The organism is Pseudomonas sp. B21-015, from assembly GCF_024749285.1.
Classification (GTDB): domain Bacteria; phylum Pseudomonadota; class Gammaproteobacteria; order Pseudomonadales; family Pseudomonadaceae; genus Aquipseudomonas.
Map to the genome: position 1 here is coordinate 1,980,151 of NZ_CP087196.1, position 23,188 is coordinate 2,003,338.

A 23,188-nucleotide genomic window follows, 5' to 3' on the forward strand; every position below is an offset into this window, starting at 1 on the left:
CCTGATATGCCGTAGCCGCAGCACAACCTTGACACGGCGACTGTTTAAAGTCCCGTCAACATCGCATCCGCCGGCGCATCGGCACGCAATTGCGCGGTGAGCATGAAGTACACGAAACCCACTGCCATGAAGCCGAGGAAGATCAACCCGATCAAAATGTTGAACCAGGCCATCGCCACCAGGCAAACCACCGCCAGCACCAGCGCAATGAGTGGCAGTAACGGGTAGCAGGGCGCGCGGAAAGTGCGTTCCAGGTTCGGTTCGGTTTTGCGCAGTTTGAACAGGCTGAGCATGCTCATGATGTACATCACGATCGCGCCGAATACCGCCATAGTGATCATCGCCGCCGTCAGCGTCATGCCGCCGAGGTTGATCAGGCCGTCGCTGTAGATCGCCGCGATGCCGATCACGCCACCGGCGATGATTGCCCGGTGCGGGGTCTGGAAGCGCGACAGTTTGGCCAGGGAGGCCGGCAGGTAACCGGCCCGGGCCAGCGCAAAGAACTGCCGCGAGTAGCCGAGGATGATCCCGTGGAAACTCGCCACCAGGCCAAACAGGCCGATCCACACCAGCATGTGCAACCAGCCGGAGCTTTCGCCGACCACGGCTTTCATGGCTTGTGGCAGCGGATCGTTGATGTTCGACAGGGTGCGCCAGTCGCCGACACCACCGGCAAAGAACATCACGCCCATCGCCAGTAGCACCAAAGTCAGAATGCCGCTGATGTAGGCCTTGGGAATTGTGCGTTTCGGGTCCTTGGCTTCTTCGGCGGCCATGGCGGCGCCTTCGATGGCCAGGAAGAACCAGATGGCAAACGGAATCGCCGCGAACATCCCGGCAATCGCTGGCGCACCGAACACATCAGAACCGGCCCAGCCGTTGAGGGCGAAGTTACTGAAGCTGAACGCCGGGGCGACCACGCCCATGAACACCAGCAATTCGGCGACCGCCAATACGCAGACCACCAGTTCGAAGGTCGCGGCCAGTTTCACGCCGAGGATGTTCAGGCCCATGAACACGATGTAGGCACCGACCGCCGCATGTTTCGGATCGAGGGCCGGAAACTGCACGTTCAGGTAGGCACCGATGGCCAGGGCAATCGCCGGTGGGGCGAAGACGAATTCAATCAGCGTCGCCAGCCCGGCAATCAATCCACCTTTTTCGCCAAAGGCGCGGCGGCTGTAGGCAAAGGGACCGCCGGCATGGGGGATCGCCGTGGTCAGTTCGGTGAAACTGAAGATGAAGCAGGTGTACATCGTGGCGACCATGAACGAGGTCACCAGAAAACCGAGTGTGCCGGCCACGCCCCAGCCGTAACTCCAGCCGAAGTACTCACCGGAAATCACCAGCCCGACCGCGATACCCCACAGGTGCAGCGTGCCCAGCGTGGGTTTGAGTTGTGTGTTCATGTGTTGCCCCCTGAACGGTTTGGAAAAGCTCGGGGGAGGGCGTGTGCAGCGGGCGTGCCATTTTTCAGATGGGCGTCGTAAAGCGCTGGAAGCTGTCGTATCGAGGATGTTCGCGGCTGGATGGGCGCTTTTTGTGCGCCAGTTGGGGGCGTTGTCGGCCGTTATGCCGTCTTCGCGGGCAAGCCCGCTCCCACAATGGAATGCGTTTGCCCGGAAATCACAAAAACCTGTGGGAGCGGGCTTGCCCGCGATGAGGCCCCCCCGGACACCGCTGTAACAAAGCCATAAAACCCACTCTTTACGCATTCTTTATGCCCCGTCACCTCCCTCGATCTCGCGCCTTTACAGCCTCCCTGCAGACAATCACTCCACACGCGGCAATACGCCGTAACACGGAGAACTTCCATGAGCGTTCTGGACGGGGTGTCACTGCTGTTGGCAGTGGGGCTGTTCATTTATCTATTGGTTGCGCTGTTGCGCGCGGACCGGAACTAGGAGCGGCTATGCACAGTTATGACTATTGGCTGATCCTCGCCTTCTTCGCCGTGGTGTTGATCCCGGCGCCGTTTCTGGGGCGCTTCTACTACAAGGTGATGGAAGGACAGCGCACCTGGCTTTCACCGATCCTCGGGCCGGTGGAGCGCGGTTGTTATCGGGCGGCCGGCGTCGATCCGCAGGTCGAACAGAGCTGGCAGAAATACACCCTGGCCTTGCTCGCGTTCAACCTCGCGGGCTTTTTGCTGTTGTTCGCGATCCTGCTGTTCCAGGACCACTTGCCGCTGAACCCGCAAAACCTGCCGGGTCAGGAATGGACGCAAGCGTTCAACACCGCCGTCAGCTTCATGACCAATACCAACTGGCAGTCCTACAGTGGCGAAGCATCCCTGAGCTACCTGAGTCAGATGGTCGGCCTCACCGTGCAGAACTTCGTCAGCGCCGCCACTGGTCTGGCGGTGTTGGTTGCGCTGTGTCGCGGCATCGGTCGCAAGTCGACCAAAACCCTGGGCAACTTCTGGGTCGACATGACTCGCGCCACTCTCTACGGGCTGTTGCCATTGTGCTTGCTGCTGGCGCTGTACCTGGTGTGGCAGGGTGTGCCGCAAACCTTCGCTCATTACGTGAATGCCGTGACCATGCAGGGCGTCGATCAGGTGATCCCGCTCGGCCCGGCTGCCAGCCAAATCGCGATCAAGCAACTGGGCACCAACGGCGGTGGCTTCTTCGGCGTCAACTCGGCGCACCCGTTCGAGAACCCGACGGCGTGGAGCAACCTGTTCGAAGTCGCCTCGATCATTCTGATCCCGGTGGCGCTGGTGTTCACTTTTGGCCATTACGTGAAAGACCTGCGTCAGAGCCGCGCGATCATCGCCTGCATGCTGGCGTTGTTTTTGATCGGCGGTGCGACGTCGTTGTGGGCTGAATATCAACCCAATCCGACCCTGGCCAACGTCGCCGTCGAACAGACCGCGCCGCTGGAAGGCAAGGAAGCGCGCTTTGGCACCACCGCCACCGTGCTGTGGTCGGTCACCACTACCGCGGCGTCGAACGGCTCGGTCAACGGCATGCACGACAGCCTCAACCCGCTGAGCGGCATGGTCGCGATGGTCAACATGATGGTCGGCGAAGTGATCTTCGGCGGCGTCGGCGCCGGGCTCTACGGCATGTTGCTTAACGTGCTGATCGCGGTGTTCCTCGCCGGGCTGATGATCGGCCGCACCCCGGAATACCTCGGCAAGAAACTGCAAGCGAAGGAAGTTCAGTTGCTGGTGGTGACCTTGCTGGTGATGCCGGTGGGCGTGCTGGTGCTGGGGGCGATTGCCGCCAGCTTGCCTGGCCCGGTGGCGGCGGTGAGCAACCCCGGCGCTCACGGTTTTAGCCAGTTGCTTTATGCCTACACCTCGGCCAGTGCCAACAACGGTTCGGCGTTTGGTGGCTTCGGGGCGAACACCGCGTTCCACAATCTGATGCTGGGGCTGGGCATGTTGATCGGGCGCTTCGGCTACATCCTTCCGGTACTGGCCCTGGCCGGCAGCCTGGCGATGAAGAAAACCGCCCCTATCGGTCAGAACAGCTTCCCGACCCATGGTCCGCTGTTCGTGACCTTGCTGACCGTGACCATTTTGCTGGTGGGTGGTTTGACCTTCCTGCCGACTTTGGCGCTGGGTCCTATTGCTGAACACCTGAGCCTGGGCTTCTAAGGAGTCAATGATGAATATGCCCGCAACGAAAGCCGCCGTCGTCAAGGCGCCGGAACAACCGAAAACTGCGATCTCGGCCCTCTGGCGCCCGGCGCTGGTGCAAGCGTTCGTCAAGCTCGACCCACGGCAATTGCAGCGTGCGCCGGTGATGCTGGTGGTGGAACTGACCGCGATCCTCACCACCGTGCTGTGCTTCATTCCCGACACCGCCGTGCCGACCTTCGTCGCCGCGCAAATCGCGTTGTGGCTGTGGTTCACCGTGCTGTTCGCCAACTTCGCCGAAGCACTGGCCGAAGGTCGCGGCAAGGCCCGCGCCGACAGCCTCAAGGCCGGCAGCGAAGGCTTGAGCGCCCGGCGCAAAAATGCCAATGGCAGCTTCCAGGTGGTGCCCGCCACCAGCCTGCGCAAGGGCGATGTGGTGCGCGTCGAAGCGGGGGAGATGATTCCCGGTGACGGCGAGGTGATCGAGGGCATCGCGGCGGTCAATGAAGCGGCGATTACCGGTGAATCGGCCCCCGTGATTCGCGAGTCCGGCGGCGACCGCTCGGCCGTCACCGGCAACACTCGATTGGTGTCCGATTGGCTGCTGGTGCGCATCACCGCTAACCCCGGTGAGTCGACCCTGGACCGCATGATCGCGCTGGTCGAAGGCGCCAAACGCCAGAAAACCCCGAACGAAGTGGCGCTGGATATCCTGCTGATCGGCCTGACCCTGATCTTTCTGCTGGTGGTAGTGACCCTGCAACCGTTCGCCCACTTCGCCAACGGCAACCTGCCGCTGGTGTTCCTGGTGGCGCTATTGGTGACGCTGATTCCGACCACCATCGGTGGCTTGCTGTCGGCCATCGGGATTGCCGGGATGGATCGCCTGGTGCGACTGAACGTGATCGCCAAATCCGGTCGCGCCGTGGAAGCGGCGGGTGACGTACACGTCCTGCTGCTGGACAAGACCGGCACCATCACCTTCGGCAATCGTCGCTGCTCCGCGGTCTATGCCGCGCCTGGCGTCAGCGCCAGGGAACTGGCCGAAGGCGCGTTGTTCGCTTCCCTGGCCGATGACACGGCTGAAGGCAAATCCATCGTCGACTACCTGCGCGGCCTTCACCCGCAACCCGAGCCGTCCGCCGAGCTGCTGACCGCTGTGCCGTTCAGCGCGGAAACCCGCCTGTCCGGTGTCGACTATCAGGGCCGGGTCTATCGCAAGGGCGCGGTGGATTCGCTGCTGGCCTTCGTCGGCCTGAAACGCGCCGATCTGGCAGCACCTCTGTCCCGGGAAATCGACAAGATCGCTCAGAGCGGTGGTACGCCGTTGCTGGTGTGCGCCGACGGCAAATTGCTCGGTGTCATTCACCTCAAGGACGTGGTTAAACCCGGTATTCGTGAGCGTTTCGCCGAGCTGCGCAAGCTGGGGATTCGCACCGTCATGGTGACCGGCGACAACCCGCTGACCGCCGCCGCGATTGCCGCCGAAGCGGGCGTGGATGATGTGCTGGCCGAAGCCACGCCGGAGAAAAAACTGGCGCGCATTCGCCATGAGCAGAACGACGGTCGGCTGGTTGCCATGTGCGGCGACGGCGCCAACGACGCCCCGGCCCTGGCCCAGGCGGACGTCGGTATGGCGATGAACGACGGTACGCAAGCGGCGCGCGAGGCGGCCAACATGGTCGACCTCGACAGCGACCCGACCAAGCTGCTGGATGTGGTGCAAATCGGCAAGGAGTTGCTGGTGACCCGCGGTGCGCTCACCACCTTTTCCATCGCCAACGATGTGGCCAAGTACTTCGCGATCCTGCCCGCGCTGTTCGCCTCGATCTATCCGCAACTGGGTGTGCTCAATGTCATGCACCTGAGCAGTCCGCAGAGCGCGATTCTCTCGGCGATTGTGTTCAACGCCTTGATCATCGTCGTGCTGATTCCATTGGCGCTGCGGGGGGTGCGAGTTCAAGCGGCGAGTGCGGCGGCGTTGCTGCGGCGCAATCTGCTGATCTATGGACTGGGCGGGATTCTGGTGCCGTTCGTGGGCATCAAGGCGATCGACATGCTGTTGACGGCGTTGCATCTGGTTTAGCGGTTGCTGCTCAGAGCAGAGGCTTTTGTGGCGAGGGAGCTTGCTCCCGCTGGGCTGCGAAGCGGCCCCACCTCAGGCCACCGTGTTTATTCAGGCACAGCGCATTCACCGGGTTTACGACTGCTGCGCAGCCGAGCGGGAGCAAGCTCCCTCGCCACAGGTGATGTGTGCCTTCCGAGTGATGAGTATTCTTCGAATCGAGGATTTTGAAATGTCCACACTGATACGTCCGGCCCTGAGCCTGCTAGTGCTGATGACCCTGATCACCGGCGTCGCCTATCCCTTGGTGGTGACCGGCGTCGCCCAGGTCGCCTTCCCGGACCAGGCCAATGGCAGCCTGGTGCGCGACGCTGACGGCAAGGTCCGCGGCTCGTCGCTGATCGCCCAGGATTTCGTCGGCGACGCCTGGTTCCATCCACGGCCATCGGCCGGTGCCTTTGCCACCGTGTCGAGCAGCGCCAGCAACTTCTCGCCGAGCAATCCGGCGCTGGCCACTCGGGTTATCGACGAGGCCAATAAATTGCAGGTGCCAGGGCAGGGCCCGGTGCCGTTGGCCTTGCTGACCACCTCCGGCAGCGGTCTCGATCCGCACTTGCCACCGGCCGCGATTGCCTATCAACTGGCGCGTGTCGCGGCGGCACGCAATCTGCCGGTGACTACGCTTGAACAACTGCTGGACGCGCACATCGAGCAGCCGTTGGTGGGGCCGCCGGTGGTGAATGTGCTTGAGTTGAATGCGGCGCTGGAAAAGCTGTAAATCGGTGGCGCTGCCAATCGCGGGCAAGCCCGCTCCCACAGGAGGCAATGGTGGATACAGAATTTGTGACCACCATCGATCCCTGTGGGAGCGGGCTTGCCCGCGAAGAGGCCCTGACAGTCACTGTATCAACATCAGAATGAGAGAGAGCTTCAAGCATGAGTGACTCCGGCCGCGCCGACGCGCTGTTAGCAGACCTGCCCCGCGATGGCCGTGGCCGGCTCAAGGTGTTCCTTGGCGCGGCCCCGGGCGTCGGCAAGACCTACGCCATGCTGCAAGCTGCCCACACTCAACTGCGTCAGGGCGTGAAAGTCATGGCCGGGGTGGTTGAAACCCACGGCCGCGCCGAAACCGAAGCGCTACTCGCGGGTTTACCGCAGCAACCGTTGGTGCGCTCGGAATACCGCGGTGTGATGCTCGAAGAAATGGACCTCGACGGCTTGCTCGCCGCCAAACCGAAACTGGTGCTGGTCGACGAACTGGCCCACAGCAATGCCCCCGGCAGTCGTCACACCAAACGCTGGCAAGACATCCAGGAGCTACTGGCCGCCGGCATCGACGTGTTCACCACGGTCAACGTCCAGCATCTGGAAAGCCTCAACGATCAGGTGCGCGGTATCACCGGCGTACAGGTGCGCGAAACCCTGCCGGACTGGGTGTTGCAAGAAGCCTACGAACTGCTGTTGATCGACCTGCCGCCGCGTGAGTTGCTGGAGCGTCTGCGCGACGGCAAAGTCTACGTGCCGGAGCAGGCGCGGGCGGCCATCGATGCATTCTTCACCCAGACCAACCTCACCGCCCTGCGCGAACTGGCGATGCAAACCGCTGCGGCTCAAGTCGATGACGATCTGGCCCAGGGTTATCGCCAGTTGGGGCAGGCCGCACCGGCCGTGCGCGGTCGTTTGCTGGTGGGGGTCGATGGCGATGCTCAGGCCGAGCGTCTGGTGCGTCACGCCAGTCGCGTCGCCCAGCGCCGGCATCTGCCGTGGAGCCTGGTGCATGTGGACAACGGCCGCGTGCGCGACGAGCAGTCGCGCCTGCGCCTGCAAAACGCTCAGCAACTGGCCGAACGCCTCGGGGGGGAAGTGGTGTTGCTGCGCGCCGGTGAGGTGGTGAAAACCTTGATCCAGCACGCCGCCGAACGTCGCGCCAGTCTGATATTGGTGGGGCAGTCACGCCAGCGTTTACGTCGACGGTTGTTCGGCGGCGGTCTGGCCTCACGTTTGCTGCGTGATGCCCGCGGGCTGGAAATCAACGTGCTCGACAGCGATCACGAACAGCATCAGCCACGCCAACGCTCGGCGCAATCGCTGGTCTGGTTCGACTACGCGTTGGCGCTGGTGGCGACGGTGCTCGCCAGTGCCCTGGCCTGGGCGGTGTCGAGCGTCTTGCCGTTGCCCAACATTTCGCTGGTGTTCCTCGCGGCGGTGTTGCTGGTGGCGGTGCGCAGCAGCCTCGGCCCGGCGCTGGCCTGCGCGGCGCTGTCGTTTCTGACCTATGACTTTCTGTTCATTCCACCGAAATTCTCATTTGCCATCCAGCGCGAAGAAGACGTGCTGACCTTGCTGTTCTTCCTGTTGATGGCGGCCCTCACCGGCAACCTGGCGGCGCGACAACGGCGGCAATTGCAGGCGTTGCGCGACACTCAGGAAGAAACCAGCGAACTGCTCGACCTGTCGCGCAAACTCACCGCCGCCACCGACCGTCAGGCGGTGGTCAGCGCTGCGGCGCAGCACCTCAATGGCTGGACCGACCTGAAACTGTGCCTGCTCAATCGCGATGGACAGAGCGGCTGGAAAGTCGAAACCGGTGGGCCGCTGGAGTTTTCCGAAGCCGAGCGCGCCGCCGCCGATTGGGCCTGGCAACACGACCAACCGGCCGGCGCGGGCACCGGCACATTGCCGTTCGGGCGCTGGTGGTGGTGGCCGTTGTCGGTGGACGACGGGCCGCTGGCGCTGCTCGGCGTGTGTGCCAAAGAGGGCCAGACCCTGAGTGGCCAGCGTCGGCGTTTGCTGACCGCGCTGAGCCAACCGCTGGCCCAGGCGTTGGCCCGGGCGCAACTGGCCGATGACCTTGAGGCGGCGCGCTTGCATGGCGAAACCGAGCAACTGCGCAGTGCGCTGCTGGCCTCGGTGTCCCACGATTTGCGTACACCGCTGACTTCCATGCGCGGCAGCATCGACAGCCTACTGGCGCTGGGCGAAGCGATTCCGCTTGCGGACCGCCGCGAACTGCTCGAAGGCACCCGCGATGAAGCCGAACGGCTGGATCGCTACATTCAAAACCTGCTGGACATGACTCGCCTCGGTCACGGCGCCCTGAAGCTGGCGCGGGACTGGGTGTCGCCGGCAGACATCGTCGGCAGTTCGCTCAATCGTCTGCGCGCGGTGCTGGCGTCGTTGCAAGTCATTACCGAAGTGCCGGCCGAGCTGCCGCTGCTCTATGTGCATGCCGCGTTGATCGAACAAGCACTGGTCAACGTGCTGGAAAACGCCGCGCGTTTCTCACCGCCCCACGGGCGTCTTGAATTGCGTGCCGGCACCACTGACAGCGAATTGTTTTTTTCGGTGAGCGATGAGGGGCCGGGGATTCCGGAGGAGGAACGGGCGAAGGTTTTCGACATGTTCTACACCGCCGCGCGCGGCGATCGCGGCGGGCAGGGCACCGGGCTGGGGCTGGCGATCTGTCAGGGCATGGTCGGTGCCCATGGCGGGCGGATCAGCATCGCCGACGGTATCGAAGGGCGCGGCACCTGCATCACGCTGCACCTGCCGTTGCAGACTCAGCCGGGATTGGACAGTGAAGCCTGAACCCGCCTGCGCTACTCTCTTGCCACCTCTTTGTGTTGATGTGAATTCATGAGCCAGACCGCGACCATTTTGGTCATCGACGACGAACCGCAGATCCGCAAATTCCTGCGCATCAGCCTGGCCTCCCAAGGCTACAAAGTGCTGGAAGCCGGCACCGGCACGGAAGGCCTGGCCCAGGCCGCGTTGAACAAACCCGACCTGCTGGTGCTCGACCTCGGCCTCCCGGACATGGACGGCCAACAGGTGCTGCGCGAGTTTCGCGAATGGTCGACGGTGCCGGTGCTGGTGCTCTCGGTGCGCGCCAGCGAAGGGCAGAAAGTCCAAGCGCTGGACGGTGGCGCCAACGACTACGTGACCAAGCCGTTCGGCATCCAGGAATTTCTGGCCCGAGTGCGCGCCTTGTTGCGTCAGGCACCGACGGGAGAGGCCCAGGAAGCGGCGCTCAATTTCGGCCCGCTCACCGTGGACCTGGCTTATCGCCGGGTGCTATTGGACGGCGCCGAAGTGGCGCTGACGCGCAAGGAATACGCCGTGCTGGCGCAACTGGCACGGCACCCGGGGCGGGTCATCACCCAGCAGCAATTGCTCAAGGACATCTGGGGGCCGACCCACACAGAAGACAGCCACTATCTGCGGATAGTGGTGGGGCACTTGCGACAGAAACTGGCGGACGATCCGACTCAGCCACGGTTCATCGTCACCGAGGCCGGGGTTGGGTATCGGTTGTTGAGTGAAGGCAGCCTTTAGGTTTTGTGATGCCTGATCCTGCGCCATCGCGGGCAAGCCCGCTCCCACAAGTTTTTGTGGCGGTCACATGATTTGTGAACACCCGGGACACTGTGGGAGCGGGCTTGCCCGCGATGGCGCAGGATCATTCACCGCCAATCTTCATTTCGCTCATTCTCATACCGATCCAGCGTATCGCGCGCGATCTCGCGCCCCAGCGCGATCAACTCCGGCGCCTTGTAAAACTCGAAAAACCGGCACACCCGCTTGGGCACGTTGATCAGGATATCCGGCGGATACCCGGCAATCTTGTACTGCGCCAATGACGTCTGCATCACCTCGAAACTCTGGTTGATCAGGTCCAGCAAGGACGCCGGCCCCACGTTGTCGATGATGATCGACCCGGTGGCGGACTTTGGTGCGCCATTGCTTTCCGGGGCCGCCGCCGGTTGCTGGGCTTGGGGCTCGGCGGATTCGATCCACGGGTTGATCTCGGCGGCTTCTGCCATCAACGCTTCCTTTTCCAGCAGCAGCAATTGTTCCGCCTGTTTGCGGCGGAAGGGCATTTTCGAGCCCAGCGAATTGATCAGGCTGTCGAACCGGGACCTGAACGCAGCCGGGCGCTGGATCACTGGCAGTTGATAATGACGCTGGTTGGTAGAGTTGAGGTTGACCGCGATGATCAGGTCGCAATGGCTCGACACCACCGGCACGATTGGCAACGGGTTGAGGATACCGCCGTCCACCAGCATTCGATTGCCCTGCATCACCGGCGTGAACAGGCTGGGGATCGCCGCCGAGGCGCGCATGGCCTGGTGCAGGCAACCTTCCTGGAACCAGATTTCCTGCTGGTTGGTCAGGTCTGTGGCCACGGCCGTGTAGGGGATGCGCAGGTCTTCGATATTGATCTCGCCGACGATCTTGCGGATCTGCCCGAAGACCTTCTCCCCGCGAATCGCGCCCAGGCGAAAGCTGACGTCTACGAGACGCAACACGTCGAGGTAATCCAGGCTCTCGATCCAGTCGCGATAATCGTTGAGTTTACCGGCGGCATAGATCCCGCCGACCACCGCGCCCATGGAACAACCGGCGATGCAGGCGATGTCGTAGCCGCGCCGTTCGATTTCTTCAATGACGCCAATATGGGCGTAGCCCCGGGCGCCACCCGAGCCCAACACCAGTGCGACACGCTTTTTCATGAATCGACCTCTCTGACAAGGCTCAACAATGCACCCATCGAGGGGCACGCTTCAATCGCTATGGTCGTTCGACAGGGCCAGTGCGTCGTTATTTGATACTCCGGGAAGGCGAATGGGTGTTCTCGCGAGCGCTATAGTTTCCACTACAGGTACAAGGCACTTTTCCCGCGCCAGAGCGGTCTTACCTGCACGACTGTTTACCTATTTTTGAGGTGTGAGTGATGAAAGCCTGGATCTGTGTGCCGATGATTGCCCTGGCACTGGCCGGTTGTGCCGGTAAGACCGCTTACCGTGACAGCTGCGGTAGCCAGCTCGACGCCGCCTGGCATGAACTGGACCTGGCCAAGGTCGAGGGCTTCGCCGGGACCGTCAGCTACTCCAAGGCGCTGTCGTTGCTGACCGGTGCCAAGACCCAGCAGCAATTCGAAGCCTACGAGGGCTGCTCCAGGAAGGCCGAGAAGGCCCGTTTCTACATTCGTGAGTCCCGCGCCGGCCGTTGAGGCATGATGGAGCGCACTTGGGGCAATTCGATTCAGGGAGCACGCGATGTCGGCCTTGGTTGATCGGTTGGTGGCTCATGTAGTGGGCCTGGAAGTCCGTTTGCTGGCCTGTCAGGCTCGCTTGAGTGTCCGTACCGACTCGGAAGCGCTGCACGACCTGCGCACCACTGTGCGCCGGTTGCGCAGCCTGCTGCGGCCCTTGCGCGGTTTGCCCGGGGTCGAACAGCTGGAGGCGGCGTCGTCCCGGGTCGGCCAACTGACCACACCGTTGCGCGATCGTGAAGTGCTGGCGGCGTACTTGCTCCAGCACGATCAACCCGAGGCTGCGCACCGGCGCATGGCGCGGATGGCCGAGGCTTATCCAGCAGTGGCGACGAGCCCGGAGCTGGCACAGTTGCTGATGATCCTTGACGCGTTTCCGCGTTTCCTGCGGGCCTCTCAGCGCCAGGGCTTGCTCAAGGGCTTGCGCAAACGCATCGAAAAACGCTTGGCCAAACAATGGAAGAAACTCGATCAGGCCCTGCATGACCCGGCCCATGACCGCCATCGTCTACGTCTGCTGATCAAGCGCGTGCGCTATGGCATCGAAGCCTACCCCGAACTGGATCGTTTGCCGGAAGCGGCCCTGCCCAGACTGAAGTCGGCCCAGGCGGCGTTGGGCGATTGGCACGACAGCTGGCAGTGGCTGGCCCGCGCCCGGGAAGAGCCCGATTTGCAGCCGTGTGTTGCTACCTGGAAAACCACCATGGCCAACGCCGAAGAGCGCGCCGACCGCGTCCTCGACAAACTCAGCGCCGCCTGCTTCAAATCCTGAAACCCCCACAAATCCAATGTGGGCTTGCTCGCGAAAGCGGTCTGACATTCAACATAGGCGTTGAATGTTGTGCCCTCTTCGCGAGCAAGCCCGCTTCCACATTAGTTTGTGTGTTCCTGCCAGGTACGGCTCATCTGTCAGTGATTTTGGCCGGAATAAGCGCTGTGCCTGCCTTGCGGGCTGGTTAAGATCGCTCCATCCATTTCCCTGTCTCTGAGGTTCCCATGCGCTTTTCCGATCTGCTCGACGCTGTTCGCAGCCAGCCGCAGGAAGTGTCTATTCCGGCCGAATGGGGCCAGGGGCGGGCGAGTTTTGGGGGGCTGATAGCCGCCTTGCAATACGAAGCCATGCGCGCAAAAGTCCCGGCGGATCGCCCGGTGCGCTCGCTGGCAATCACCTTTGTCGGCCCGGTCGAGCCCGATGTGCCGGTCAGTTTTGAAGTCGATGTATTGCGTGAAGGCAAAGCCGTCAGCCAGGTGCTGGGCCGGGCGCTGCAGAAGGGGCAAGTGGTGACGTTGGTCCAGGGTAGCTTCGGTGCCTCGCGACCGTCCGAAGTGGTCGTCACGGCCAACCCGGCTCCCGAGATGAAGCACTGGGACGACTGCCAGGAACTGCCGTACCTCAAAGGCGTGACCCCGGAATTCATGCGTTACCTGGCCATGCGCTGGAGTGTTGGTGGCATGCCGTTCACCGGTAACAAATCACGGGACATGGGGGGATGGGTGCGCTTGCGTGGGGATGGGGAGGGCGAGGCGGTCAGCGAGGCGCATATTCTTGTTCAGGACTGAGATAAATATCTAGGAATGGTTGAGATAATCATGGGATATGAGGGGCCATAGTGGGCGTTGCTGGGATCGAAACTGCAAAACCGTTGCACTCTATGCAACGGGATTGCGGGCCGAGTCAGTGGTCTGAATCCATTCTATGAGATCCTCAGCCAGTCCCAACAACTCACGCTGATCCCTCCCCTCGTAAAGCGTAGAAGCAATCTCCAGGCAGCGAAAACGAACAGACTCTTCGTTTTGTATGGCCTTCTTCCATTCGACCGAATCTTCAAGGTGTGGATACTTCATGGCCGCCATATACCGATGAAGTGACAACCTGGATACGGTATGACCTTGCTCTGCTAGCCAAGCTACGTGGTCATCTAGGCTCGAATACCGTTGCTCGAAATACTTCCTTGTCAGCTCGGTCAAAATGTCTTCGGGTAGCGCTTCCATAGTAGAGCGTGACACTGTGTTCTCCATTACGAGTCCGTTTGACCAAACATATCACCCTGACGGCGCGCTATCTCGTCCTTTCGAACTGCCTTGACGATCTTGTAGATCCACTGGAGCGACACGGCGTACTTGCGCGCCAGCTCGCTGTGGTTGGTGCCATTGAATTCGTCATAGATCTGGCGATCACGGCGGCTCAACTTTACCGATAGCCCCATCGGAAAATACAGGTTCTGGCCGCCCCAGTGCGCCGCCATGCGGTCAGAGACTTCCTGAGCAACATGGCGAGCGGCTGCTTCCTCCATCGACACCAGCTCAACGAGCGCAACCGCGATGTGCTCGGTGAGATCCGTCAGCAGTTCGGGGCCTTTGCTTCTGAACTCAGTCATATACCCTCCTTTGCGGTGGCAGGCGCCAGCTCGATACGTTGCTGCCATTGCTTCAGGTTTTCGATTACGCGACTTGCCTGCGAGCCCTTGAGCCATTGCAGCGCGGCGACACCAGTCATATTCAAAACGAACTTTGCCAGCGCCTCCTCGGACGGGTCGCGCACCGCACCGAGGTCGTGCAGGGTCAACCACATCGACCGGATCTTCCGCGACTGCCCGTCGGCCGCCTTCGGGCGCTGTTGCGCCTTATTTGGACGAACCGTGAAGCCGCGCAACTTGAGCTGTTCCAAAACCCGGTGCAGGTTTGGAACGCTCAAGTCAGCGGTGGACGTCACGCCGTCCAATCCCTTCATGCCGGCCAGCATCAGGCGGTAGGTGTCGTCATCCATGCGCAGCTCGCGCCGCGCAACGTGAATCAGCTTGATCAATGGCAGGCGGTTTGGGTTGGTAGGCGCTTTTTTCACTGGGCACCTCCAGACCGTGAGCGCGAGCCGACTTGCCGCTCATTCTGGGTCGCGTGGATCTGCTGCCGGATCTTGCTGCATTTCACATGGCTACCGACAACTCGCGGACGGTTGCATTGATCGCAAATCGCCTGGAACTCCAATACGCCGGATGTGAGCTTGCCTGTGCTGGTAGAGAGCGACGCCAGTACCTTCTTGTTCATGCCCATTGCATGCGCTCCATCAGATCGATAGCAGCCTGCTGCGGGTCTTCGAATCCACCCACGGATAGATCACGAATGAAGTTTTCAAGTTCGTTTCTATCGTCGAGGACATGACCCGAAGACCATGCGGCTACACGAAGTCCTCCAATTTCCCGAGGTATGGCGCCGGTCATGCCTTCAATAACAAGTGTGTCGAACTTGGTTTCAGCCCCTTGGCCGTTGTCCATCTCACTGCTCCTCCGGGGTGATTCGCCATTTGCTGTGCAAGCGGCCGATCTGCACGCACTCCAGACGTTCAATGCTCGCGGACCGGTCAGGGAACAACTTTTCAGCGAGGCGTTTAACCGGATACTCGTAATCATGGGTACAGGTCACACGTTTTCCACGCACAGTACTGGTGGCGTAACCATCGCCGTCCATGCGTACAGAAACCTCGACAGGCTCCAGTGGCTGCAACGACTGAACCGCGTACTTCACGCTGCCGACGAGGCCGCGCATTTTATATTCCACCGGACCGCCGGCCCTGAGAGTGGCCAGGTTGGTGACCGTCAGCCCGCGCCAGATATCGGTCTGATATGGCCAACTTTTGAGAACGACGCCGGCTTCGTCGACTGTCCAGATCAAGAAGTCCTGCTGGTGATCCTGAAATTCGATAAGGGTCTTGCTCATGTCACACCCCCGCTAAATCAAGGCTAATCGCTTCATAACGGTCGGTATCGCCAACGCGCTCGTACAGTCGGATATAGCTGCGGCTGCCCGCGACCTGGATCGCGTCGCCGATAGCCTCCATTGCCCGCTTCCAGCGCGAGTCATCAATGTCGTGGCGGCGTAGCGACAGGATTCGGGATGTCCGCAGTTCACCGTTGCGGTCGGCCCGGAATGCGTCATTGATCAGCACGCGGACGCCGGGGTGTGAGTTGGCCGTCCACTCATGGGCACACTCATCAAGCAGGGCCTTGGCGGACTGAAGGTGTTCGTTGAACTCAATCTGATCCTGGTTAGCGCGCATCAGCTTGTAGCGGCCGTCGTAACTGGTCAGGGTCAAATTGCCCTTCGTGCCCCGCGAGACAACGCCGTACTGCTCTTTGCTGATCTGTTCCAGGGCGTCGATATCGCCGAAAACGCGTTCTTTGAAATTGAGTAACATCGCGCTGATAGCCTTGGCCTGATCAATGGCCTCCATCACCAGTTTGTCGCGCAACAGATCCGTAGGCTTGATTGAGGCCTCGGGCACCATTCGGCCGAGCGCATCGACGCGGTAACCCGCCGGAACTTGCAGAATGTCATTGGTCGCCATTGGTTTTTCCCTCAAGTATTTGGCGGAGCTGTTGCGCAGCGCGCCGGCAAGTTTCGTCAGCGCCCAAGCCGCTGACCTGTAAAGACACGCGCTTGGCGCCGCCGGCCTTGTCGTAAATCGTGACTTCCCAATCGCTGATCCGGTTGTAGCCAATCTCCAGCAACAGAAAGGGCATCACCAACAGGGCTTGGTCGAAGGCATCTAATAGTTCAGCCTGTCGAACAACCCGTTCACCGGAACGAACATCGAGACAGATCAGCGCCCGCCGGAGATGGCGGCCCGCGTCGTGAAACCGGTTTTCAGCTATCGCGGCGCTGGCCGACGCCAAATGGTCAGAAGCCACGGATGGGCGGTGAACATGTTCAAGCACCACCGCCACATGCCTCATGGCATCGGCCCAAGACATGGTTGGCAGTTCGCACCAAACGGCGTCCTGCAGAGCTTCAATTGAGTTATCCAGTGGCTGGTTCATTTGTCCTGCTCCTTGACCAAGGTGAACCAGACGACGCCAACGCCCCGGATCGTCGCCGTGTTGCGGGCGAATCGCCCGTCAGCGCTGCAACGCATGCCGCGAAGCTCATGGCCAAACCGACGCGACAGCAGGTCGAGGCTGTGGTGGTCGACAAAGATTTTGTTGTCCGACAGCACCAACGCCTTGATGGCTATCCCCGCTTCACGCATGTCGCGGGTCAGGCCGTTGAAGGCTGCCAGTTTTTCCGGGAATTCCTCGGCGAGAATGCTCAAAGGCTGATCTGGCGGCGGTGCTACGAGATATAGACCGGCCATGTCACACCCCCTTGACTACGTCGGCGGTGACAATGGGTACGCCGAGGTGGGCGGCCAGATTCAGCGCCGCGATCATCAGGTTGCCGATGGCTAGCGGGTAAAGCAGCGACACGGTTTCGTCACGGCCGCCGCTACGTTTCGGCTGGGACAGGCGCGCAGCGAGTGCCTGAATACCGCCCTCGTCAATCACCTCGGCGAGCGCCTTGCCGGCCCGGTCGAAGCGGAATTTCAGGAACTCTTCCAGCCGGGAAGTTTCAATCGGGGTCAGCGTGACCCGCTCACAGCGCTGCACAACCTCGCGCACATCGGCGTTGCGCTCGCTCAGCTTCACGCCCAGCTCGGGCTGGCCGATCATGATGATGCTGACCAGTTTGGTGAAACCGACCTCCAGCTCCAGGATGCGCTTGAGGTGCTTGAGGGTAGGAATCGGTAGGCTGTGGGCCTCTTCAATGACGAGGCAGTGGCGATAGCCGGCCGCGTGCGATTCCTTCAGCGCCTTGTGCAACTGGGCAAACCGCGCCTCCGGGCTGCTTTTGGGTTTGGCGAGGGGCGCCACGGCGGCCATCATCGACTCGGCGATGTGCGTGCTTTTCAGCGATTTGCCCTTGGTATCGTTGTCCTCGGACGCCAGTACATAGGGCTCAATGATGATGACCGGGTCGTTGTTCTCGGCGAGTCGGTTCACCAGGTCGCGACGAAGCGTGCTTTTTCCGGCCCCTGATTCCCCCTCAACCGCAAGGAAGCCGCCGTGGCGTGCGGTCTGGTACATAACCTCGCGGACATAGCGAATATCAGGGCTTACCCACATGTCTTGGGCGCACTGCAACTCATCAAAGGGGTCGCGGAACAAGCCAAACGCTTTACGGGTATTTGGCTGAATAGTCTGTTTTGGCAGTAACATAGGTTCGTCCTCCCCGGACGGCTCTTTTTTAAGGGCCGGATCTGCCGTGTTGGCGCACGGCAGATCCACTTCTTCAAATGCGTTGGCGATATCGGCGTCATTGGCGCCGGACTCGGTCAGGAACACGCGAATGCGCCCCTGTAGTTCGTCACTGTCCAGGCTGCGCGGCCAATGGCCGTGGTTCAGCAGCTGGGCGACAGTGGCGCCGCTGAGACTCAGCGACTCGGCTAAGGCCGATTGCGGGCGGCCCACCTCCTGTAGAATTTTTTTCAGCTTCAACATCACTCACCTCCAACCGCAGCCAGCACCAGGCTGAACGGCTTGCGCATGACCTCAACAGGTCGTTTCAGCTCGGCCTCAACGGCGTCGAGCTGCTCTTCGGGAACTCCTTCCGGGTAACGCTGCTGCAGCCAGCCGAACGTTTCAGCCGTCCAGAGGTTGCCAAGGCGCGGGCGTAGCAGCTTCGCTGCTTCAACGTGACTGAGTGGGGCAAGCTCAACGGTTGGCGCGTTGACGTTAAGGCTGGTGCCGCGCCGTGGCAGGTAGGCCGGCAGCACGGTGTCGTTGACGTGTTTGTGCGGATCGATCAGGCCGCCGAATGGCACGGCCTTGGCCTTGCGGGCAACTTCCGCGTCCGCTTGATTGCTGGTTCCGGTCGCGATCTGTTCCAGCACTTTGCGCGACACTTGGGCCGGCGTTTCGGCGTGGCGTTTGTACTGCTCGCCGATGGTGGCGGAGGTTTCGGCAAAGCCAAACTCATCGACCCCGATTCGCTCGATGACGTGATAATTTTCACGCCCGTCGTCCCCCACCAACACTGCGATAGCTGCGTCCTTATCGCGCCAGCAATTGCGGGTGATCAGCAGCTTTTCACCGACCATCACGCCCGGTACCGAGCTGACGTCAAACTGCGCGCCCCGGAACGAAACCCGCAGTAGATTGCTGACTTTGCGGTATTCCGGCGTGCTGACCGCCAGTTCGCGGCAGACCTCAACGCTTGGCGCGAGGCGCAGTTGGGCCGGCTGGATCAATTGCCAAACGCCGTACCGGGTACGCCGGGTGCGGGTATGAATTGAGGTGGCATTGAAATAGCGCATCCACTTGCCGGCCCACGCGTTGATCTGTTCCAGGCTGTCCGCCGCCTGGAACTTGAGGGCACTTTCAAACTCCCGCTCAACGATGTTATGCGCCTGCTCAACCTGACCCTTCGCCCGGGCATTGCCGACCTGGTTGATGATCAGATCGATGGACATGGCGCGGCAAAGGTTGCGAAAGATGCCGCTGGTCATTGCCGCGCCGGGGTCCGTCATCAGCATCCAAGGCACCCCGTGGAACGGGTCGGATTCGCTGCGCTTCTGCATTGCATTGATCAAGACATTGCAAAGGTTTTCGGCGGACTCGGCGCCGAGGACGTACTCCACGTACAGCGTGCCGCTGGTATGGTCAGTGATCACGTACCGCCACAGCCGCTGACGCTCAATTTTCTTCAGGTTGCCGGGCTTGCCGTCGTAAAACTCGGCCTTGTTCATCATCCGCGCCCCGTCATCTGCCAGATAGAACTGAGTCGAGATCGACGCGTCCACCTGCCAAACGTGGTTGGGGTGCTTGCTGGCCAACGACACCGCCGGGGCGTCGTGCAGCAGCTGATCGGGATGCAATTTGTAGGCGCGCAGCGCCCGGCTGATTGCGCCGCTGGTCAACGGGCGGAACACCCCCGTTTGTTCATCCACGCGGCCGGCAACGATCATGTTGTTACTGCGCAGCCGCTCTAACGCCCGCTCGATGGTGGACAACTGTTTGTTGTTGGCGCGGATCGACTCCAGCAGCACGGCGGATATCTTCCGGGCTTCTTCAATTGGCAGCGCGCTGCACCCGGCGTCATTACGGCGCTTGCGGGGTTTCGCCACGCGGATCTCCTTCAGCTTGCGCTGCAGGGTTTGAAGGGACACACCCAGTTCGGCCGCGCCCGCTTGGTAGACGGCGGTACGCTGGCCGTGCGGGGCGTTTTCGGCGCGTTGGGCGATTTGAGCCAACTGCTGGATCTGTACCGGGTTCATGGCTTAGGCCTCGGCCGGCGTCATCCACACCGGGGCGCTGCCCTCAGCGTGTTCGGGCAGGTTGAATTCGCTGCGGACAGTGGCGAGGGTGACCTCTAATTGGCGGATCAGCTCCGCCTGATAACCCCGATGGTCTTCCCCGTTTGCGGCGCCGTGTTCGGCCATCTGAGAGAACCCATTACGCAGTTCGCCAAGGATCTTGGCCTCGACCTCAAACTGGATGCCCGCGACCTCAGCGCGCAGATCTTTGATGACATCGTCCGGGGTAGCGGCTTGGATGCGTTTGCGGTTTTTTTCCAGCTCCTGCTTGGCGGTGTCCAGCTCCTTGGTTTTCTTCGCCATGACTTCGCCCTGGGCTTCATAGTCGGCATTGACGTCGTCGAGCCGCTGAGTCAGCGCCTCTTTTTCCTTGGCGTTTTTTGAGATGATTTCTTCGGCGAGATCGAGAAATGCCTCTTTGTCGCCGGCCTTTGCAACTTCAATGAGCGCGGCTTGCTCGTCTTCTGGAAGGCGGCGATATTGGCGCAGCTCGCGGTAGCCGATGCCCATGCGAGACATTGAATCAAGCGCTTCCTCACCGAATGCCCGCAGGTTCGCAATGTCCCGGTCTACCTGATCAACCGAGCGGCCCAGCAAGGCGCAGAACTCGTCCCATGTGCCGTTCATTATTTCCGCACCGTGCGGACTTTTACGCCCGGCAATGGCCCGGTAAAGCTTGTTTTCTTTGACGAAAGCCAGTTTGGAAGTCCGCACCGTGCGGGAAAATTCCTCAAAGGCGCCGGCCATTTGAGCTTGGCCCAGCAACTGATTGACCATGTCCCGTTCATCGCTGTGGGACGCCTGGAGGGTGGCCATTGCGTTCTGGTTGGCGGTCAACATTTCGCCGTCCAGAACGGGCAACTCGGGGCCATCTGCGGGTTGGATTTTTGTACGTGCCATGGGGTTCTCCTTAGATCTGCGAGCCAGCGGCGACCCGCTGATTGATTTCATGTAGGCGCCCGGTCAGGCGGGCCATGTGTTCGGCGTGCGATTGGGCGATTTGCAGCATTGCGATGGAGTGGGCGAACCGGCCGTTATCCAGCTTCACCGCGAGGCCTTCCTCGATCAGGGTTTGCACCGCCCGAGTGACGTTGCTCGGGCTGTCCCCGGCCAGCTGAGCCAGCTCGGCATTGCTCAACCCCGTTACCGTATGGCCCTTCAATGCTTTGAGAACGCGCAGGACACGCCCCGCGCTTGATGCCGTGCGCGTCATGGCCGCTCCTCCAGTTCAAGTTGAGGGGTTTGGGTCTGGCTAACGTTGCCCCTGTGCCAGGCGAGGCCCTCCATTGCGGCCTGAATGGCGGCCAGGGTTTCCTCGGCTTCGCTGTTCTTGGCGTAGAAGGCCAGCAGCTTTCCGGCCGCCGTCGTAAGTAGCTCTTGCAGAGCCTGCATATCCTGCGCGGCGCAGTGCCGGCCGGTTGGGATATCAATGGTCAACCGGCCGGCACTCGCCGCTATCCAGCGGGTGACGTAATCGCAGCCGCAAGCGCGCTCATAAGGCCGAATCAGGTTGGCCGGCATGCGGCCAGTTTGTAACCATTTGTAGACTGACCAGTGATCCGCGACCCCCATTTCGTCCGCAATCCGATCCACACTTTTGTTGTGGATTTCCCTCGCAAAGTCCTTGCACAGCTCAAGGGCGTGGCGCAGGGACGTCGGCTGTAGGTTTTTCCAGCGGCGGCGGCTCATTGGAGTTCCTCGGCGCGGGCGTCTTCCAAACAAATGTCCGTTTTGCACATAGGCAAAAGGATTACTGCGGGTGCAATGTTTTCGGGTACATTCGCAAACTTGGACATGAGAAATGACCGACCGAATTGAAAGGCTGGAGGCACAAGTGAACGCGCTGGCACAGGGCTGGTTACGCCTTGCCGCGATTCTTGAGGTTGAGGGGCTTGTAGCGCCGGGGCGTATTGACCGAGCGTTAAAGCCCGTTCAATGGCCGGGTCAACCGATTGAGGCCGAGGCAACAAAAACACTTGCCTGGCTGTGTGATCAGTTGGCCGAAGCGCGTGATGCCCGCCGGACTTCCGCTGGAGGGTAACCATCACGCGGCCATCGCTGCTGATGGTTTAAGGCCGAGCTTTACGGCGATTTCATGCGCCTTGCCGTAGTTGGCTTTTGCTTGGCCATTGAGGACGCGGTACACCTCGTTACGGGTGTACCCGTTTTCGGTAGCCCATTCGGTGATGGTTTTTCCGACCTGACGAAAGTTTTCTTTCACCTGGTCGGAGGTTAGGGCTTTGGCATGGGTGGCCATGGTGGTGGCTCCTGTGATGCAAAGATAATTGCTGTATGTGCGAATGATTGTGTGATCTATAGATCACATAGTCAAGGATATTTTGTGATAGATAGATCACCTTTTTTGCGACTCAAAGAAGAGCGCAAACGCCTCAAGCTCACCCAGGCAGCGGCTAGCGCCATTGCAGGGGTTAGCCGTGAGACCTGGAGTCGATATGAAGGGGGGGCTGTATCTCCGGGAATGGAGGTGCTGGAAGCTTTCGCTTTAGCAGGCGCGGATGTTCAGTACGTCCTGACGGGACAACACGACTCCATTCCTCCGACAATGAAGGAGAGGTTGTTTCTGGATCAGTTCAGGCGTAGCACCGAGGCCCAGCAAGACGAAGCCTTGCGTGTACTTCTTGGTGGGAAAGAAACGACAGCGACACATACGTTCGAAGAGGTCGGCCAGTACATCCATGGATCGGTTAATCAGACGGGCCTCACGCTTAATGTCGGTGGCAGTAAAAGGAAGAAGTAACCATGAGTCAGGACTTCCATGGTGGTGTTGGCCAGGTGGCCGAAGGTGATATCAACAATTACGGCATCAATATCAATCTGACGGAGAAGCACGAGCCCAAGGGGTTGGTGTCAGCTCAGCGAATGGAGCTGCATGCACTACGTGCCAAATGCGAAGAACTGGGTGATGACCCCCGCGATGTTTGGCGAAGGGTGCACGCACAGCTTGGGGTGACGACGATTGGGGAAATCACCGCAGAGCAATTTACTCAGGCCCTCAACGTATTGCAGGCGCGACTTGAGCACCTTCAGGATGATGCCGATAAGCGCCGCCTGGTAGGCAAAGTGCTGCGAGCCGTGGCTGAGAAGGATGCGAAGGCTGAAATGAACAACTTTTGCGAGTTGGCTTTTGGCCGCACTCAGCTCAACAATCTTCAGAAGTCACAGCTCCAAAAGACCTTGGAGTTTATCCAGCGCTTTGAGCCAAATACGCAACTGGCGCAGTCTGCGCCCAGAGCCCTGACGCTTAAAGAGTTTCTGATGCTTCATCGACAGAACGCCGCCGCATTGTTCTTTCTCGGCGTGCTCATTGGCGGGATCTGCTTTTAGTCAAGGAGA

General features: G+C 60.8%; 28 protein-coding genes and 1 pseudogene. 12 read left to right on the plus strand and 17 right to left on the minus strand.

Annotated elements, in window-relative coordinates; all coding sequences use genetic code 11:
• Positions 1-44: 44 nt before the first annotated feature.
• Positions 45-1,409, minus strand: coding sequence for an ethanolamine permease (gene eat, locus LOY38_RS09035; protein WP_258699715.1), 1,365 nt, complete (start codon positions 1,407-1,409; stop codon positions 45-47).
• A gap of 405 nt (positions 1,410-1,814) precedes the next feature.
• Here eat and kdpF point away from each other — a divergent pair, with 405 nt between their 5' ends.
• From kdpF to LOY38_RS09065, 6 genes are all read left to right on the plus strand, one after another.
• Positions 1,815-1,904: a K(+)-transporting ATPase subunit F gene (kdpF, locus tag LOY38_RS09040; RefSeq protein WP_007899818.1), complete on the plus strand. Its 90-nt coding sequence runs from the start codon at positions 1,815-1,817 to the stop codon at positions 1,902-1,904.
• Between the two features lie 8 nt (positions 1,905-1,912).
• A complete protein-coding gene (kdpA, locus tag LOY38_RS09045) occupies positions 1,913-3,607 on the plus strand; it encodes a potassium-transporting ATPase subunit KdpA (protein WP_258699716.1) in 1,695 nt (564 codons plus the stop codon).
• 10 nt (positions 3,608-3,617) lie between these two features.
• Entirely contained in the window at positions 3,618-5,675 is a 2,058-nt protein-coding gene (gene kdpB / locus LOY38_RS09050) for a potassium-transporting ATPase subunit KdpB (protein WP_258699717.1), read from the plus strand.
• 211 nt (positions 5,676-5,886) lie between these two features.
• A complete protein-coding gene (kdpC, locus tag LOY38_RS09055) occupies positions 5,887-6,432 on the plus strand; it encodes a potassium-transporting ATPase subunit KdpC (protein ID WP_258699718.1) in 546 nt (181 codons plus the stop codon).
• 158 nt (positions 6,433-6,590) lie between these two features.
• Entirely contained in the window at positions 6,591-9,242 is a 2,652-nt protein-coding gene (locus LOY38_RS09060; RefSeq protein ID WP_258699719.1) for a sensor histidine kinase KdpD, read from the plus strand.
• A gap of 48 nt (positions 9,243-9,290) precedes the next feature.
• On the plus strand, positions 9,291-9,989 hold the full coding sequence (locus LOY38_RS09065; RefSeq protein ID WP_258699720.1) for a response regulator: 699 nt from the start codon (positions 9,291-9,293) through the stop codon (positions 9,987-9,989).
• A gap of 128 nt (positions 9,990-10,117) precedes the next feature.
• Here LOY38_RS09065 and LOY38_RS09070 read toward each other — a convergent pair whose 3' ends face one another.
• A complete protein-coding gene (locus LOY38_RS09070; RefSeq protein WP_258699721.1) occupies positions 10,118-11,167 on the minus strand; it encodes a patatin-like phospholipase family protein in 1,050 nt (349 codons plus the stop codon).
• A gap of 221 nt (positions 11,168-11,388) precedes the next feature.
• Here LOY38_RS09070 and LOY38_RS09075 point away from each other — a divergent pair, with 221 nt between their 5' ends.
• From LOY38_RS09075 to LOY38_RS09085, 3 genes and pseudogenes are all read left to right on the plus strand, one after another.
• The gene (locus LOY38_RS09075; protein WP_258699722.1) at positions 11,389-11,667 is read left to right on the plus strand and encodes a hypothetical protein; all 279 of its coding nucleotides are present in this window, start codon (positions 11,389-11,391) and stop codon (positions 11,665-11,667) included.
• A gap of 46 nt (positions 11,668-11,713) precedes the next feature.
• A complete protein-coding gene (locus LOY38_RS09080; RefSeq protein WP_258699723.1) occupies positions 11,714-12,481 on the plus strand; it encodes a CHAD domain-containing protein in 768 nt (255 codons plus the stop codon).
• 224 nt (positions 12,482-12,705) lie between these two features.
• Positions 12,706-13,257, plus strand: a pseudogene (locus tag LOY38_RS09085) (acyl-CoA thioesterase); the annotation flags it as partial.
• 102 nt (positions 13,258-13,359) lie between these two features.
• On the opposite strand, the gene LOY38_RS09090 reads toward LOY38_RS09085, so the two are convergent.
• The 14 genes from LOY38_RS09090 to LOY38_RS09155 are packed head-to-tail and all read right to left on the minus strand — an operon-like array spanning position 13,360 to position 21,523.
• Positions 13,360-13,716 (minus strand): DUF3486 family protein, encoded by a 357-nt coding sequence (locus LOY38_RS09090; RefSeq protein ID WP_258699724.1) that lies wholly within the window; start codon positions 13,714-13,716, stop codon positions 13,360-13,362.
• Positions 13,717-13,727: 11 nt separating this feature from the next.
• The gene (locus LOY38_RS09095) at positions 13,728-14,087 is read right to left on the minus strand and encodes a Mor transcription activator family protein (protein WP_258699725.1); all 360 of its coding nucleotides are present in this window, start codon (positions 14,085-14,087) and stop codon (positions 13,728-13,730) included.
• Positions 14,084-14,551, minus strand: coding sequence for a gp16 family protein (locus LOY38_RS09100; protein WP_258699726.1), 468 nt, complete (start codon positions 14,549-14,551; stop codon positions 14,084-14,086). The genes LOY38_RS09095 and LOY38_RS09100 overlap by 4 nt, the downstream gene beginning before the upstream one ends.
• Positions 14,548-14,754 carry a hypothetical protein gene (locus LOY38_RS09105; protein WP_258699727.1) on the minus strand — a complete coding sequence of 69 codons (207 nt, stop codon included), beginning with the start codon at positions 14,752-14,754 and terminating at the stop codon, positions 14,548-14,550. Before LOY38_RS09105 ends, LOY38_RS09100 begins: the two co-directional genes overlap by 4 nt.
• Complete coding sequence (locus LOY38_RS09110) at positions 14,751-14,981, minus strand: hypothetical protein (protein WP_258699728.1); 231 nt, start codon at positions 14,979-14,981, stop codon at positions 14,751-14,753. The genes LOY38_RS09105 and LOY38_RS09110 overlap by 4 nt, the downstream gene beginning before the upstream one ends.
• A 1-nt stretch (position 14,982) precedes the next feature.
• A complete protein-coding gene (locus tag LOY38_RS09115) occupies positions 14,983-15,423 on the minus strand; it encodes a hypothetical protein (RefSeq protein WP_258699729.1) in 441 nt (146 codons plus the stop codon).
• A gap of 1 nt (position 15,424) precedes the next feature.
• Positions 15,425-16,051, minus strand: coding sequence for a DUF3164 family protein (locus tag LOY38_RS09120; RefSeq protein ID WP_258699730.1), 627 nt, complete (start codon positions 16,049-16,051; stop codon positions 15,425-15,427).
• A complete protein-coding gene (locus tag LOY38_RS09125; protein WP_258699731.1) occupies positions 16,038-16,523 on the minus strand; it encodes a hypothetical protein in 486 nt (161 codons plus the stop codon). Before LOY38_RS09125 ends, LOY38_RS09120 begins: the two co-directional genes overlap by 14 nt.
• A complete protein-coding gene (locus LOY38_RS09130) occupies positions 16,520-16,837 on the minus strand; it encodes a hypothetical protein (protein WP_258699732.1) in 318 nt (105 codons plus the stop codon). Before LOY38_RS09130 ends, LOY38_RS09125 begins: the two co-directional genes overlap by 4 nt.
• 1 nt (position 16,838) lies before the next feature.
• Entirely contained in the window at positions 16,839-18,020 is a 1,182-nt protein-coding gene (locus tag LOY38_RS09135; protein WP_258699733.1) for an ExeA family protein, read from the minus strand.
• On the minus strand, positions 18,020-19,795 hold the full coding sequence (locus tag LOY38_RS09140; protein WP_258699734.1) for a DDE-type integrase/transposase/recombinase: 1,776 nt from the start codon (positions 19,793-19,795) through the stop codon (positions 18,020-18,022). Before LOY38_RS09140 ends, LOY38_RS09135 begins: the two co-directional genes overlap by 1 nt.
• A 3-nt stretch (positions 19,796-19,798) precedes the next feature.
• Positions 19,799-20,734, minus strand: a complete 936-nt coding sequence (locus LOY38_RS09145; RefSeq protein WP_258699735.1) for a hypothetical protein — start codon at positions 20,732-20,734, stop codon at positions 19,799-19,801.
• Positions 20,735-20,744: 10 nt separating this feature from the next.
• A complete protein-coding gene (locus LOY38_RS09150) occupies positions 20,745-21,047 on the minus strand; it encodes a helix-turn-helix domain-containing protein (RefSeq protein ID WP_258699736.1) in 303 nt (100 codons plus the stop codon).
• Positions 21,044-21,523 carry a hypothetical protein gene (locus LOY38_RS09155; RefSeq protein WP_258699737.1) on the minus strand — a complete coding sequence of 160 codons (480 nt, stop codon included), beginning with the start codon at positions 21,521-21,523 and terminating at the stop codon, positions 21,044-21,046. The genes LOY38_RS09150 and LOY38_RS09155 overlap by 4 nt, the downstream gene beginning before the upstream one ends.
• Positions 21,524-21,635: 112 nt before the next feature.
• On the opposite strand from LOY38_RS09155, the gene LOY38_RS09160 reads away from it, so the two are divergent.
• A complete protein-coding gene (locus tag LOY38_RS09160; RefSeq protein ID WP_258699738.1) occupies positions 21,636-21,875 on the plus strand; it encodes a hypothetical protein in 240 nt (79 codons plus the stop codon).
• A gap of 3 nt (positions 21,876-21,878) precedes the next feature.
• Here the strand turns inward: LOY38_RS09160 and LOY38_RS09165 are convergent, their stop codons facing one another.
• Complete coding sequence (locus LOY38_RS09165) at positions 21,879-22,091, minus strand: DNA-binding protein (protein ID WP_258699739.1); 213 nt, start codon at positions 22,089-22,091, stop codon at positions 21,879-21,881.
• Positions 22,092-22,196: 105 nt separating this feature from the next.
• Between LOY38_RS09165 and LOY38_RS09170 the strand changes: the two genes are divergently transcribed.
• Together LOY38_RS09170 and LOY38_RS09175 are read left to right on the plus strand one after the other, a co-directional pair.
• Positions 22,197-22,592, plus strand: a complete 396-nt coding sequence (locus LOY38_RS09170; protein ID WP_258699740.1) for a helix-turn-helix domain-containing protein — start codon at positions 22,197-22,199, stop codon at positions 22,590-22,592.
• Positions 22,593-22,594: 2 nt separating this feature from the next.
• Entirely contained in the window at positions 22,595-23,179 is a 585-nt protein-coding gene (locus LOY38_RS09175) for a hypothetical protein (protein ID WP_258699741.1), read from the plus strand.
• The last annotated feature ends 9 nt before the right edge of the window (positions 23,180-23,188 follow it).